Origin of the sequence: Phaeobacter sp. G2 (genome assembly GCA_025163595.1) — a bacterium.
Classification (GTDB): Bacteria; Pseudomonadota; Alphaproteobacteria; order Rhodobacterales; family Rhodobacteraceae; genus Pseudophaeobacter.
On the sequence record CP104100.1, the window covers coordinates 3351190 to 3364583 of the forward strand.

Consider the following 13394-nt stretch of genomic DNA (forward strand, 5'->3'; position numbering starts at 1 on the left):
ATGCAAGTGATGTCCGATAAAATTGTCATTCTGACCGGGGCGGGGATCTCCGCAGAAAGTGGCCTTGGCACCTTTCGCGACGAAGGCGGCCTGTGGGCACAACACCGGATTGAAGATGTCGCCACCCCCGAAGGTTTTGCCCGCGACCCCATTCTGGTGCACGAATTCTACAATGCCCGCCGGGCCCAGGCCGCCGAGGCACAGCCCAACGCCGGTCATCAGGCGCTGGCGCAGCTGGCGGCGCAACATCCCGGCGAGGTCGTTGTGATCACCCAAAACGTTGATGACCTGCATGAAAAGGCCGGCAGCCAAGGGGTTATCCATATGCATGGCACCCTGTCAGGCGCGCTCTGCTCCGCCTGTGGCCACCGCTGGCAGGCGGCGCTGGCGATGCAGCCACAGGACAGCTGCCCACATTGCGCTGGCACCACCACGCGTCCCGATGTGGTCTGGTTCGGAGAAATCCCCTACGCCATGCAAACCATCGAAACCCATCTGGCGGAGGCCGATCTCTTTGTATCGATTGGCACCTCGGCGCAGGTCTACCCGGCTGCAAATTTTGTCCAAGCCGCAGCAGAAACCGGTGCGAGAACGCTCGAGTTCAATCTCGAACCCTCGGCCATGGCCACACGGTTCGACGACTGTCGCTACGGCCCGGCCAGCAAAACCCTGCCCCGCTGGGTTGCAGAAATCCTAGGGTAACCTCGGCCGCCGCAGGCGACCCACTGAAACCCGCCTGCCCTATGAGCCTGGACGGCAAAAAGCCCGCCACCAGGGCGGGCTTTGGGCGCGAAGGAGGGCTGCAGCGCAGCCTGACGCCGCGCCCGCCCCACTGTTACAAACAGCCGCTTAATTAGAGTGCTTCATATGACCGCCTTGGCCCGGCTTGCGCTCCAGATCAACTGGGATCTCGATGCTGATCTCACCGGCGTTTTTGAACACCAGAGTGACAGGCACCATGTCGCCATGTTCCAGCGACTGGTTCAGCCCCATGAACATCACGTGATCTCCGCCACGCTGCAACATGTGGCTGCCCTCGGCGGGGATCGCAAACCCCTCCTCCACATGCACCATCTTCATCACACCATCGCCGCTTTCCATATGGGTGTGCAGCTCAACACGCTTGGCAATGTCAGAGCGCGCGTCGATCAGTTGATCGTCCTCGGTGCCCATATTCATGATCTCCATGAAGGCCGCGCCGCTCGTGGACATTTTAGCCGACACGCGGGCATATTGATCATGCACCATGATCTTGGCGCCTTCAGCAGTGGCCGCCCCAGCAAGTGACACAGCGGCAACTGCCGCAAACAATACGGATTTCAGGGACATTTCTGTCTCCTTTCTTTCAGGGTTAGGAAATTCTTTGGGTAGATCTTGCAGCCCGTCCACCCGTCAGCCAGGCAGGATTACAGGCGGTCAGGCTCTTCGTTGGACAGCTATATCAGCCGCAGCGCGGCGGCGCCCGTGCTGTCGCGGCAAGCCGCATCACAGGGCTGGAGCCCACAGCGCCCAATAGGCGGTCAAAGGCCTGCCCGGCATAGGCTGGCAGCACCACAGCATCCGGCCCCGCAACAGCATCCAGCAGATGCATCACACAGTCCGGACAAAAATGCGGCGCCTTGGTGGGTTGGCCATCTTCATCGACATAGATGGTGACCGGACCCGTTCCGGAACAAATCACCATCTGACCACTGGCATCACGGGCGCCCTGCGCACTGGCTGAGGCATGCCCCGTCAGGGTCACCACCAGGGCCAGCATCAAGGCCAGAGATATCCGCAGGAATCGTGCCATGGCAAATGATATGCCTTTGCCGCAGCAGAGCCGCAAGGTGAAATGTCCTGAACCCGGAACGGCAAAACGCCGCGCATCTTCTCGATGCACGGCGCTGCAAATTCTCATGTGATCAAAGATCAGGCTGCGGCGGCTTGTGCCTTGGCGATCTCTTTTTTCACTTTCAGGGCACCTGTGGACAGCTCATCGTCCTTGGCTTTTGCCAGGAAAGCATCCAGACCACCGCGGTGGTCAACGGTGCGCAGCGCAGCAGCTGAGATCTTCAGCTTGATGCCGCGACCCAGAGTCTCGGACTGCAGGGTCACATCGTTCAGGTTTGGCAGAAACCGACGACGAGTTCTGTTTTTAGCATGGCTGACATTGTTGCCAGTCATCGGGCCTTTTCCGGTCAGTTCGCAACGGCGCGACATAGGTTCATCCTTCGTATCTGGGGCAGCACCCGAGGATTCCCCCGAATCGTCTGCAAATCTCAAAGGGCGCGGCCAAGAGCCAACGCCCGAAAACTGGTTGGATGCGTTTAGGAGGAATCGCCCCAAGGGTCAAGCCATATGCTGGGGTTTTATGGCCCTGCACCAATGAAATGGCTCAGGCCCGCTCCAACCTGTGATTTTCAACCGATCTATAGGCCTGTCTTGCCCACTTGGCCATCCCCATTTGGCCAGTGCCTGTCTCCAGCTGCACCTGTTGCCACCTAGCCTGCAACGCCAAGCCCTTTCAGCATCTCCTGTGCTGCGGCCGTTGGCGACACCGCCCCCTGCGCCACCTGATCCGACAATTCTGTCATGCGGCCCTGCGCCCAGGGGGTCTTGAGCCGCGCCAACAGGGCCTGGCGCACATCCTCAGCAAACCAGTAGCGCGCCTGCTGCGCACGCGTGCCGCTCCAATGGCCCTTGTCCTGGCGCCATTCCACCAGGGTTTTCATATCAGCCCAGGCGCTGTCCAACCCGGCTTCTTGCAGCGCCGAAACGGTCTGCGCCTTAGGGTAGCCTTCGGGGTCCTGCGGGCGTTTACGCAGCAGCCGTAACGCGCCAGAATAATCGGCACAGGTGCGCATGGCGGCGGATTTCAGATCCCCATCGGCCTTGTTGACCAGAATGATATCCGCCATTTCCATGATCCCCCGCTTGACCCCCTGCAATTCATCGCCCCCCGCAGGTGCCAGCAGCAACAGGAACAGGTCCGACATCTGCGCTACCACGGTTTCAGATTGGCCAACGCCCACGGTCTCAATCAGAACCACATCAAATCCAGCCGCCTCGCACAGAGCCACCGCCTCGCGGGTGCGCCGCGCCACCCCGCCCAGATTGGTCTGGCTCGGCGAGGGCCGGATAAAGGCGGCCTTCTGGCGGCTCAGCTGTTCCATCCGGGTTTTGTCGCCCAGAATGGACCCCCCCGTACGGGCAGAGCTCGGATCCACCGCCAGCACCGCCACCCGCAGCCCCTGGGCCACCAACATCATGCCAAAGCTCTCGATAAAGGTGGATTTCCCCACCCCGGGCGTACCTGACAGACCAATGCGCAGCGCTTGCCGCCCGGATTTCGCCAGGAGATCCAACAGCTCGGTTGCGGCCACCCGGTGATCATCGCGGCCGCTTTCGACCAGAGTGATGGCCCGCGCCAGCGCCCGGCGATCCCCGCTTAGGATTTTCTCACTCAGCTCGGCGGTCTTCATGCCCGGTCTCCAATATTGAACAGCTCGCAAAATTTCTGCCCTAATTGACGCAGGCCCGAACCCCTTGTCCAGTGCGAAGCTGCCGCAGGGCGGGCATTATGCAGCAGGCTGGACCCCGGCGTGCTCTTTGGCGATAAGCAGGCCATGACAAAAGCCACCATGCCACGCCTGCCCATTGATGACGCCCTGCCAGAGCTGATCACAGCCCTGCAACAGGGCAAACGCGCCGTCTTGCAAGCGCCCCCCGGTGCCGGCAAAACCACCAAGGTGCCACTGGCCATGCTGTCAGCCGGGCTGACCACCCAGCGCATCGTGATGCTGGAGCCGCGCCGTCTTGCTGCCCGCGCCGCGGCTGAGCGCATGGCGGAAACTCTGGGCGAAGTGGTGGGCCAAACCGTCGGCTACCGGATCCGTGGCGAGGCCAAGACCAGCAAGGCAACCCGCATCGAAGTGGTGACCGAAGGCATTCTCACAAGGATGCTGCAATCGGATCCAGACCTGCCCGGCGTCGGTGCGGTGATCTTTGACGAATTCCACGAACGCTCCCTCAACGCCGATCTTGGCCTGGCCCTGTGCCTTGAGGTGGCGGAGGCGCTGCGTGATGATCTGATCCTGCTGGCCATGTCAGCCACCCTGGACGCCGCCCCGGTGGCGGCGCTGATGCAGGCACCGCTTGTCACCTCCGAAGGGCGCAGCTTTCCGGTGCAAACCCGCTGGCTGGAGCGCCCACTGGGGCCACAGGCACGTCGGCTGGATGCTCTGTGCGATCTGGTGGTGCAGGCGGAAAAGGACAGCCGCGACACCACCAAGGGCGCGCATATGGGCGGCGGCATTCTGGTGTTTCTGCCCGGTGAAGGCGAAATCCGCCGCGCGGCGCAAAATCTGGACAAGCGGTTGCCCGGCGATTGCCTGATCCAGCCGCTGTTTGGCGCCCTGCCCTTCAAGGACCAGCAGGCCGCCATCCGCCCTGCCGTCACGGGTCGCAAAATTGTGCTCGCCACCTCGATTGCCGAAACCTCGCTCACCATTCAGGATATCCGCGTGGTGGTCGACATGGGCCAGGCCCGGCGCGCCCGGTTTGACCCTGGCTCTGGCATGTCACGGTTGATCACCGAAAAAGTCACCCGCGCCGAGGCCACCCAGCGTCAGGGCCGCGCCGGCCGTGTGGCCCCCGGCACCGCTTACCGGCTCTGGACCAAAGGCGAAGAAGGGGCGCTGGCCGCTTTTCCGCCACCGGAAATAGCCTCAGCCGACCTCACCGGTCTGGCACTGGAACTGGCGCTCTGGGGGGCAGAGGCCGGGGATCTCGGTTTTCTCACCGCACCGCCCAGCGGCACCATGGCAGAGGCCCGCAAATTGCTGCAGATGCTGGGCGCCCTGGACGGGCGCGGCCAGATGACCGCTCACGGCAAGGCGCTTGCCCGATTGCCACTGCATCCGCGTTTGGGCCATATGCTGCTGACAGCCGGTCCCAGAGCCGCCGAGCTGGCCGCGCTGCTGGCCGAACGTGATCCCCTGCGCGGCGCGCCGACAGATTTGGCGCTGCGCCTGGAGGCCCTGAAAGATTCCAAGGGCTTTCAGCGCAAACGCCCCTATCAGCTCTCCTATCCGGTGCTGGACCGTATTCGCAGCGAAACACGCCGTTTGCAAAAAAAGGGCGCCACTGCCCAGAAGAGAACAGGGCCTCTCTCTGCCGCCGCCATGGCCGCGCTGGCCTACCCCGATCGCATTGGTCAGCGCCGCAAAGGCGATCAGCCGCGCTATGTGCTCTCGGGCGGCAAGGGCGTGCTGCTGGACCCCAGTGATCCCCTGGCCGCTGCCACCTTCATCGTGGCGCTGGACACTGACGGCAACCCGCGCGAGGCCCGTGTGCGCATGGCCGCGCAGATTAGTCTCGGCGAAATCCGCGATCTCTTTGCCGATCAGATCGTCTGGCAGGACAACTGCCACTGGTCCAAGCGCGACCGCCGCGTCGTTGCACAACAGCAAGAGTGTCTGGGCGCCATCACCTTGGAACAGCGCCTGTGGAAAGATGCCCCTGAGGATCAGATCGCCGCAGCCATGCTCGACGGGGTACGCGATCTTGGTCTGCGTCTCGACGGGGCCGCGGCGCGGCTGGCGGCGCGGGTTGAACTGCTGCGCGCCGATGGTTTTGACCTGCCGGATTTTTCGCTTGATGGCCTGCTGGCGCGACTGGACGACTGGCTGCTGCCAATGCTGGGCGGAGTAAAATCCGCCGCGGCCTGGAAACAGTTCGACCTGCTGCCAGCGCTGCGCGCCGCACTCACCTGGGAGCAGACGCAACTGCTTGACCGCGAGGCGCCCGGCAGTTTCACCACCCCGCTGGGGCGTAAGATCCCGATCACCTATAGTGCGGAAGCTCCGGAAATATCGGTGCGACTACAGGAATTGTTTGGCGTCACCCGCCACCCGAGCGTCGGCGGCGTCGCTTTGAAGATCACCCTGCTCTCCCCGGCCCAGCGCCCGATCCAGATCACCCGCGACCTGCCCGGGTTTTGGGCCGGATCCTATGCAGATGTGCGCAAAGACATGCGCGCGCAATACCCCCGCCACCCCTGGCCCGAGGATCCGACCCAAGAAGACCCGACCTTGCGGGCAAAGAAGCGTCGCTAACACGAGCCCTGCCGTAGCACCGGCATTGCCAACAAAGGGGGGCGTTGCCCCCTCACACCCAAGGCGCGCTCAGCCATTAAAAGGTGTATCGCCTCAGGATCGCAAGGCGGGCAGACCAATTCCCGTCGCCTCAAAGCCGCCATCGGCAGCCAGGATCTGGCCGGTGATAAAACTCGCCTTGTCGGACAGCAGGAAATTGATCGCTGCGGCAATTTCATCCTCTGAGCCATAACGGTTCAACGGCAGTGCATCGTGGTAGGCCGCAATGATCTCGGGGCTGTGCACCGCCATCGCCAGCTTGGTCGCCACCGGCCCGGGTGCAACCCCATTGACCCGAATACCCAACTCGCCCAGCTCCACCGCCTGCTGCAGGGTCAGCTGCGCCAGCGCCGCCTTAGAGGTGCCATAGGCGACCCGCAGTGTGCTGGCCCGCAGACCGGAGATTGAGGTGATGTTCACCACAGCCCCACCGCCGTCAGCTGCCAGCAGATCGGTAAACCCCTGGGTCATCAGAAAGGGACCATCCAGATTGGTCTCCATCACCCGGCGCCAGCGATCAAATGTCGTCTCGCGGATCGGACCAAAATCCGCCACGCCCGCGTTGTTGACCAACCCATCCAGACGGCCAAACCGCGCGGTGACCTCGGCAACGGCCGCCGCCACATCCTGGGGTTTAGAGACATCGCCCTCAATCACCAAGGCCTCCGGCAACAGATCCGCGGCCTTTGCCAGCTCTGGCCCGTCCCAGTCCATCACTGCGACCTGCCACCCTGCCTCGTGTAGCCCCCGCGCCGTGGCCAGGCCAATTCCGCGCGCCGCGCCTGTAATAAGTGCTGTTTTCATACCGTCTTGCCCATCCAAAATCTAACTCCCGCCACTGAGCCCGTCGGCCTGAAAAGAGTCAATATAGTGCCTTATCATGCCTTTGAGCCCCACCCTGCCACACAGCAGCATTCCACCAACTGCCCTCCAGGTCTTTTTGCCGGTCACATAGTCCACGGGGCGCTCAACATTTAGGCAGCTGAACATATAAATCGGGTGCGCAATTAATCGGCAGAGGCGTTTTCATCGACACAAGGGTTGTACTTTATCCACAAAGCCCTATTTTAAAGGGAGTTCAGAAACATGCAGCGGCTGCGATACGTCAAACTCACCAGCAAAGCTGCCAAAAAAAGTACGATTAAGGCAGTTCAAGATGAGCAACATTATCGCCCAGGCTTGGGAAGAGATGATCAAGCCTATTCTGTTTCGCCCTAAACGCGTTCAGGTTGCGGCCCTGTGCCACCGAACAAACACCGGCAACAAAGAAGTTCTGATGATCACCAGTCGCGGCTCTGGCCGTTGGATTCTGCCCAAAGGCTGGCCAATCAATGGCAAGGATGGCGGCGAATCTGCCCTTCAGGAAGCCTGGGAAGAGGCCGGTGTGCAAAACGGCCGTGTCGATGGCGATCCCATTGGAGCCTTCAGCTATGAAAAAGAGTTGAAAACCGGACTGCCGATCCCGGTGCAGACCTTTGTCTACACTGTTGGCGACGTCGAGCTATCCGACACCTACCCGGAGGCACATCAGCGGCAACGCAAATGGGTCCCTGCTCAAGAGGCTGCAAATCTGGTAAACGAGCCCGAGCTGCAGGATATCCTGCGTCAATTGTGACACTCAGGTGACACTTTTGTAACAGCCCAGCTTGCCTCATTGAGCGTGCTCGCTTAGTGCGTCCCTCAACTGCCTGCCAAAGGGACGATCACTGTGAGCACCCCACCGAACGACGCTGACCATCACGAAACGCTAGACCGAGACCTGCATCGGTTTTCGCATCTCGAATCCGCAACCCAATATGTCGCCCGCCCCATGGTCGCCCCCGGTATCGCCCTGGTGTTCATGGTTATGGCCGGCCTCGGGGCTGCCATGCTCTTTGGCGGCAGTCAAAGCAATCTGATCGTGGTGGCTGCTGCCGTCTTTGGCGCCTATATGGCGATCAATATTGGTGCCAATGACGTGGCAAACAATATGGGGCCTGCTGTGGGCGCCAATGCGCTCACCATGGGCGGTGCCATTGTCATCGCCGCCGTGTTCGAAAGCGCCGGAGCGCTGCTGGCGGGCGGCGACGTGGTCTCGACCATCTCCAAGGGCATTATTGATCCGCAGGTGGTTGCCACCTCGGAAATCTTCATCTGGGCGATGATGGCCGCCCTGATCTCTTCGGCGCTTTGGGTCAACCTTGCCACCTGGATCGGAGCACCGGTTTCCACCACCCATTCGGTTGTAGGCGGCGTTATGGGCGCAGGTATTGCTGCGGCCGGTTTTGCTGCGGTGAACTGGCAAACCATGAGCAAGATCGCGGCCAGCTGGGTGATCTCACCGGTGCTGGGCGGTATCATCGCCGCGCTGTTTCTGGCCCTGATCAAGGCAAAGATCATTTACCAGGACGACAAAATCGCCGCCGCACGGCGCTGGGTACCGGTGCTGGTGGGGATCATGGCTGGCGCTTTCTCATCCTATCTGGCCCTCAAGGGGCTGAAACGTATCATCAAGATCGACCTGCAGACCGCGCTTTTGATTGGCACCATGATTGGGGCGCTGGCCTATGTCATCACCGCCCCGTTGATCAAACGCCAATCCGAAGGCATGGAAAACCGCAATAAGTCCCTGAAGGTGTTGTTCCGGATTCCACTGGTGATCTCCGCAGCGCTGCTGTCTTTTGCCCATGGCGCCAATGATGTGGCCAATGCGGTTGGCCCTCTGGCCGCGATCGTGCATGCCTCAGAGTTTGGCGACTTTGCCTCCAAGGTGGCCATTCCAACCTGGGTCATGGTCATCGGCGCCTTTGGGATTTCCTTTGGCCTGTTCCTGTTTGGCCCCAAACTGATCCGCATGGTTGGCAGCCAGATCACCAAGCTGAACCCCATGCGCGCCTATTGTGTCTCGCTCTCTGCTGCGATCACGGTGATTGTTGCCAGCTGGCTGGGCCTGCCGGTATCCTCGACCCATATTGCGGTTGGGGCGGTATTTGGGGTTGGTTTTTTCCGCGAATGGCATCACGAGCGCCGCTCGCGTCAATCTGCGGTCAGCCGCCCGGCAGAAAAGCGCATCGCACCGGAAGAACGCCGCCGCCGCAAACTGGTCCGGCGCAGCCACTTTATGACCATCGCCGCCGCTTGGGTGATCACGGTGCCCGCCGCAGCGCTGCTGTCAGGCTGTATCTATCTGCTGCTGGCAAGCTTTACCCATTGACCCGCTGAGGCGTCGTTGGGCTAATCCCGACCCAAGGCTAGATCTGGCCGGGCTGCAGTTTTGGCAGTCCGGCTTTTTTCATTTCCGCCTGCCGGATCAATTGTATCACCACATCGCAAACTGGCGTGGCCACACCATGGGCCTGACCCAGGCGCTGGATTTCGCCCTGCAGCGCATCCACTTCGGTGATCCGCCCCTGCATCAGGTCCTGCGCCATTGAACTGCGCGCGGTTGGATCAATTGTCAGCATCTGGGCTGCAATCCGGGTAAAGGCCCAATTGGGCAGGCGCAGGATATGCGGGGTCATCCAGACGGGCAGCGGTGTCGTCGACACCGGGCGCAGGCCCGCCGCCTGCATCACCCGCAGGGCCTCGGCCATCTGATCGGCCATCAACCGTCGCCAGTGGCGACTTTGCAGCTGCGTCATCAAAGGCAGACCCGAAAGAGCATTCAGAGCGTTATTGAGATTGATCAGCAGCTTGCCCCATTGCACTCCGGTTATATCCTCAGTCTCCCCCACCGGCAGCCCCGGCACCGACAGAAACCGGCCCAAATGCCCGCGGCCTTTGGCGATCAGGATCTCCCCGGAGGAAGCCCGGTGATATCCGGGCTGCGCGGATGCAGCCCCTGCCGCGCCTGGGGTCTCTGTTGGCTCTGGGGGCACTGCAGGCCCTGTGGGAACCACATTAAACGGCACCATCGCAGCGCGCAGATCCCGCCCCGGCAACATCTGGCGCAACAGCTCCACATTTGTCACCGCATTTTGAAAGCTGAGCACCGGCGCATCTGGGGGCGCATATTGGGCAATCAAACGCCCCATGGCTGCAGTGCCATTTGATTTCACCGCGACAACCACCAGATCGGCCTCTGCCAAAACAGCAGGGTCTTCGCTACACCGCAGGTGCCGCGCCTCAACCTGCTGCTCCAGCCCGGCGTAATCCGTCAGCAGCAAACCGCGCTGCGCAATAGGCATCAAGATACGGCCACGTCCCAGCAACGTGACGCTATGGCCCGCCGCCGCCCAAAGCCCGCCACAAAAGCAGCCAATAGATCCGGCACCGGCAATCACGATACGCAGTGATTTCGCCCGCTGGCCGCTCATACGACAGCGGGCAGCCGGGCGAGGACCTCCTGGCTTGGCAAGACCTCTCCGAACCCCGCTGCCAAAGCTGAAAGCGTCACCTCCAACACCACCGCTGCATCCAGATCACCGCCTTTGCGGGCGGGCATGGCAAAGGCGATAAGCGCGTCTTCGACAACTGAGACGCCAAAGCCCAGATTGGCCGCGGAGCGCGCAGTGGAGTTGACGCAGAAGGCCGCGACACCGCCCACAATCACCAGATTGCGGATGCCACGGGCCTGCAGCGCCTCTGCCAATCCGGTGCCAACAAAGCCAGAGGAGCCAGTTTTCCAAAACACCGCCTCGCCCTCTTGCGGCGCAGCGCAGGGCATGGGCTGGCCCGAGGGCAGATCGCGGCGAAATTTGCTCTCGGCGCGCGGGTCATCATGCATCACATGCAGCACCGGTAGGCCAGCACCGCGAAACCCGGCCAGAAGTTGGGCAATGTTGTCTTCCGCATCCGGGTTGGCCCGCGGGCGTCCCGCGGCGGTGGCATTTGCCATCTCCATCTGCATATCAACACTCAAGAGGGCCCAGCTTTGATCCATCTGCTGCGGTTGATGCATGTTCACAATAAAACCCTCGCGCTAAACTGAATAACGCGAGGGTTGCAGATGTTTTTCAAAATGACCAGTCCCCTGTCACGCCCTATGAACGTGCATGCGGCGTCTACGACACCGGCCAATGGGTCAAGGACAGCGCCGGATTAAACTCCGAGGCACCAGCGCATGACGGCTTTTTGCGCGTGCAGGCGGTTTTCGGCCTCATCAAAGATCACCGACTGCGGGCCATCCATCACCGCCGAAGTCACCTCTTCCTCGCGGTGCGCAGGCAGGCAATGCATGAACAAAGCGTCGGGTTTGGCATGTGACATCAGCTCCTCATTGACCTGATAGGGGCGCAGCATGTTGTGGCGCCGCTCTTTGGAGGACTGGCTGTCATGCATGCTGACCCAGGTATCGGCAACCACCAGATCGGCGCCTTCAACCGCTTTGACGGCGTCGCGTTCGATCACCACTTTGGACCCCGCCTGACGGGCCAGGCCGACAAATTCGTCCTCCGGGTCCAGCTGCGACGGACCGGTGAAGGTGAGGTCAAACCCAAATTTGGCTGCCGCATGCAGGAAAGAGGCACAGACATTGTTGCCGTCCCCGGCCCAGACAACCTTTTTGCCTTTGATCGAGCCGCGATGCTCCTCGTAGGTCTGGATATCCGCCATGATCTGGCAGGGGTGGGTGCGGTCGGTCAGCCCGTTGATCACCGGCACCGAGGCATATTCAGCCATCTCGTGCAGGACTGCTTCGTCAAAGGTACGGATCATGATCAGATCCACATAGCGCGACATCACCCGTGCGGTATCGGCAATGGTCTCACCATGGCCCAGTTGCATGTCCTTGCCGGATAGGACCATGCTCTGACCGCCCATCTGCCGCACCCCCACATCAAAGGAAATGCGGGTCCGGGTGGAAGGTTTTTCAAAGATCAGCGCCACCATCTGGCCAGCCAGGGGCTGTTCATCATCAGCCATGCCCTTGGGGCGGCCCTGGCGTGCCTGTTTCATCACCTTGGCCTGGTCAATAATGGCGTGCAGATCTGCACCGCTGGTTGTGTGGATATCAAGGAAGTGGTTCATAACATGTCGCTTTTTTGGTTACGTGTGGGGCAGTCAAACGACGGGGGCTGCCTGCCCCCGCACCCCGGGAATATTTAGGGAAAGATGAATGTCAGCCTGGCATCTGTTCAACCGAGCGTTTGCTCCACCTGGGTGGCGGCCTTGTCCAGGCGGGAGATGGCCTCGGCGAAGTCCTCTTCACTGAGCGTCAGAGGCGGCAGCAGGCGGATCACATTGTCGGCGGCAGGCACGGTGATGACCTGATTGTCATAGCCGGCCTGCACCACATCCATGTTCGCAGCCTTGCATTTCAGCCCCAGCATCAACCCGGAGCCGCGCAGCTCTTCGAACACCTCCGGGTGCGCAGCCACCAGACCGTCCAGGCGCTGACGCAGCAGACCCGCACGACGGTTCACATCCGCCAGAAAATCCGGCGCCATCACCTCTTCGATCACCGCGCAGCCAACGGCGCAGCCCAGCGGGTTGCCGCCATAGGTGGAGCCATGGGTGCCTGCGGTCATGCCCGAGGCCGCCTCTTCGGTGGCCAGAACCGCGCCAAGGGGGAAGCCGCCGCCGATGCCCTTGGCCACCATCATGATGTCGGGTGTGATGCCCGCCCATTCATGGGCAAAGAGCTTGCCGGTCCGGCCCACACCGCATTGCACCTCATCGAGGATCAGCAGAATGCCTGCGTCATCACAGATCTGACGCAGCGCCTTCATTTCAGCATCGGGCACCGGACGAATACCGCCCTCGCCCTGCACCGGCTCGATCAGCACCGCCGCCGTTTGATCCGTTATCGCATTGGTCAGCCCGTCCATATCGCCAAAGGTGAGATGCACAAAGCCCGGCAGCAACGGGCCAAAGCCCTTGACCATTTTTTCCGTGCCAGCCGCGGCAATGCCCGCAGAAGAGCGACCATGGAACGACCCGTCAAAAGTAATGATCTCTACCCGTTCGGGCTGGTCCTTCTCATAGAAATACTTGCGCGCCATCTTGACCGCCAGCTCGCAGGCCTCGGTGCCGGAGTTGGTGAAAAACACCGTATCAGCAAAGGTGTGCTCCACCAGCAGATCCGCCAGCTTTTCCTGCTGCGGGATCTTGTAGAGGTTGGAGACATGCCAGAGTTTCTGCGCCTGGTTGCTCAGCACCTCGACGAGTTTGGGATGGGCATGGCCCAGCGCGTTGACAGCGATGCCAGAGCCCAGATCCAAAAATCGGCGCCCGTCCGCCTCGAACAGCCAGGAACCTTCGCCTTTTACGAACTCCAGCGGAGCACGGTTATAGGTGGGCAGTACGGACGGGATCATTGGATCATCCTTTTTGGAAAGT

At 61.3% G+C, this 13394-nt stretch carries 13 protein-coding genes; 4 read left to right on the forward strand and 9 right to left on the reverse strand.

Annotated elements, in window-relative coordinates; genetic code table 11:
- The gene (locus N1037_15970) at positions 1 to 702 is read left to right on the forward strand and encodes an NAD-dependent deacylase (GenBank protein ID UWS78753.1); all 702 of its coding nucleotides are present in this window, start codon (positions 1 to 3) and stop codon (positions 700 to 702) included.
- 147 nt (positions 703 to 849) lie between these two features.
- Here N1037_15970 and N1037_15975 read toward each other — a convergent pair whose 3' ends face one another.
- The 4 genes from N1037_15975 to meaB form a co-directional block, all read right to left on the reverse strand.
- On the reverse strand, positions 850 to 1329 hold the full coding sequence (locus N1037_15975; GenBank protein ID UWS78754.1) for a copper chaperone PCu(A)C: 480 nt from the start codon (positions 1327 to 1329) through the stop codon (positions 850 to 852).
- Positions 1330 to 1441: 112 nt separating this feature from the next.
- A complete protein-coding gene (locus N1037_15980; GenBank protein UWS78755.1) occupies positions 1442 to 1792 on the reverse strand; it encodes a hypothetical protein in 351 nt (116 codons plus the stop codon).
- 119 nt (positions 1793 to 1911) lie between these two features.
- Positions 1912 to 2202 carry a 50S ribosomal protein L28 gene (gene rpmB / locus N1037_15985; protein ID UWS78756.1) on the reverse strand — a complete coding sequence of 97 codons (291 nt, stop codon included), beginning with the start codon at positions 2200 to 2202 and terminating at the stop codon, positions 1912 to 1914.
- A 281-nt stretch (positions 2203 to 2483) separates the two neighbouring features.
- Positions 2484 to 3464 carry a methylmalonyl Co-A mutase-associated GTPase MeaB gene (gene meaB / locus N1037_15990; GenBank protein UWS78757.1) on the reverse strand — a complete coding sequence of 327 codons (981 nt, stop codon included), beginning with the start codon at positions 3462 to 3464 and terminating at the stop codon, positions 2484 to 2486.
- Positions 3465 to 3623: 159 nt separating this feature from the next.
- Here meaB and hrpB point away from each other — a divergent pair, with 159 nt between their 5' ends.
- Entirely contained in the window at positions 3624 to 6098 is a 2475-nt protein-coding gene (gene hrpB, locus N1037_15995; protein ID UWS81376.1) for an ATP-dependent helicase HrpB, read from the forward strand.
- 93 nt (positions 6099 to 6191) lie between these two features.
- Here hrpB and N1037_16000 read toward each other — a convergent pair whose 3' ends face one another.
- The gene (locus N1037_16000) at positions 6192 to 6941 is read right to left on the reverse strand and encodes an SDR family oxidoreductase (protein UWS78758.1); all 750 of its coding nucleotides are present in this window, start codon (positions 6939 to 6941) and stop codon (positions 6192 to 6194) included.
- Between the two features lie 352 nt (positions 6942 to 7293).
- Here N1037_16000 and N1037_16005 point away from each other — a divergent pair, with 352 nt between their 5' ends.
- Both N1037_16005 and N1037_16010 read left to right on the forward strand, forming a co-directional pair.
- Entirely contained in the window at positions 7294 to 7752 is a 459-nt protein-coding gene (locus N1037_16005) for an NUDIX hydrolase (protein ID UWS78759.1), read from the forward strand.
- Positions 7753 to 7845: 93 nt separating this feature from the next.
- On the forward strand, positions 7846 to 9330 hold the full coding sequence (locus N1037_16010) for an inorganic phosphate transporter (GenBank protein UWS78760.1): 1485 nt from the start codon (positions 7846 to 7848) through the stop codon (positions 9328 to 9330).
- A gap of 37 nt (positions 9331 to 9367) precedes the next feature.
- On the opposite strand, the gene N1037_16015 is transcribed toward N1037_16010, so the two are convergent.
- From N1037_16015 to N1037_16030, 4 genes are all read right to left on the reverse strand, one after another.
- On the reverse strand, positions 9368 to 10432 hold the full coding sequence (locus N1037_16015; GenBank protein ID UWS78761.1) for a 2-dehydropantoate 2-reductase: 1065 nt from the start codon (positions 10430 to 10432) through the stop codon (positions 9368 to 9370).
- Positions 10429 to 11016, reverse strand: a complete 588-nt coding sequence (locus N1037_16020; GenBank protein UWS81377.1) for an isochorismatase family protein — start codon at positions 11014 to 11016, stop codon at positions 10429 to 10431. The genes N1037_16015 and N1037_16020 overlap by 4 nt, the downstream gene beginning before the upstream one ends.
- 140 nt (positions 11017 to 11156) lie before the next feature.
- On the reverse strand, positions 11157 to 12083 hold the full coding sequence (argF, locus tag N1037_16025) for an ornithine carbamoyltransferase (protein ID UWS78762.1): 927 nt from the start codon (positions 12081 to 12083) through the stop codon (positions 11157 to 11159).
- Positions 12084 to 12190: 107 nt separating this feature from the next.
- Complete coding sequence (locus N1037_16030; GenBank protein UWS78763.1) at positions 12191 to 13372, reverse strand: aspartate aminotransferase family protein; 1182 nt, start codon at positions 13370 to 13372, stop codon at positions 12191 to 12193.
- Positions 13373 to 13394 lie beyond the last annotated feature (22 nt).

Bases quoted from the DNA above. Each gene is read 5' to 3' on its own strand.
- N1037_15970 (UWS78753.1), top strand. From the start codon at position 1: ATGCAAGTGATGTCCGATAAAATTGTCATTCTGACCGGGGCGGGGATC.
- N1037_15975 (UWS78754.1), bottom strand. From the start codon at position 1,329: ATGTCCCTGAAATCCGTATTGTTTGCGGCAGTTGCCGCTGTGTCACTT.
- N1037_15980 (UWS78755.1), bottom strand. From the start codon at position 1,792: ATGGCACGATTCCTGCGGATATCTCTGGCCTTGATGCTGGCCCTGGTG.
- rpmB (UWS78756.1), bottom strand. From the start codon at position 2,202: ATGTCGCGCCGTTGCGAACTGACCGGAAAAGGCCCGATGACTGGCAAC.
- meaB (UWS78757.1), bottom strand. From the start codon at position 3,464: ATGAAGACCGCCGAGCTGAGTGAGAAAATCCTAAGCGGGGATCGCCGG.
- hrpB (UWS81376.1), top strand. From the start codon at position 3,624: ATGCCACGCCTGCCCATTGATGACGCCCTGCCAGAGCTGATCACAGCC.
- N1037_16000 (UWS78758.1), bottom strand. From the start codon at position 6,941: ATGAAAACAGCACTTATTACAGGCGCGGCGCGCGGAATTGGCCTGGCC.
- N1037_16005 (UWS78759.1), top strand. From the start codon at position 7,294: ATGAGCAACATTATCGCCCAGGCTTGGGAAGAGATGATCAAGCCTATT.
- N1037_16015 (UWS78761.1), bottom strand. From the start codon at position 10,432: ATGAGCGGCCAGCGGGCGAAATCACTGCGTATCGTGATTGCCGGTGCC.
- N1037_16020 (UWS81377.1), bottom strand. From the start codon at position 11,016: ATGCATCAACCGCAGCAGATGGATCAAAGCTGGGCCCTCTTGAGTGTT.
- argF (UWS78762.1), bottom strand. From the start codon at position 12,083: ATGAACCACTTCCTTGATATCCACACAACCAGCGGTGCAGATCTGCAC.
- N1037_16030 (UWS78763.1), bottom strand. From the start codon at position 13,372: ATGATCCCGTCCGTACTGCCCACCTATAACCGTGCTCCGCTGGAGTTC.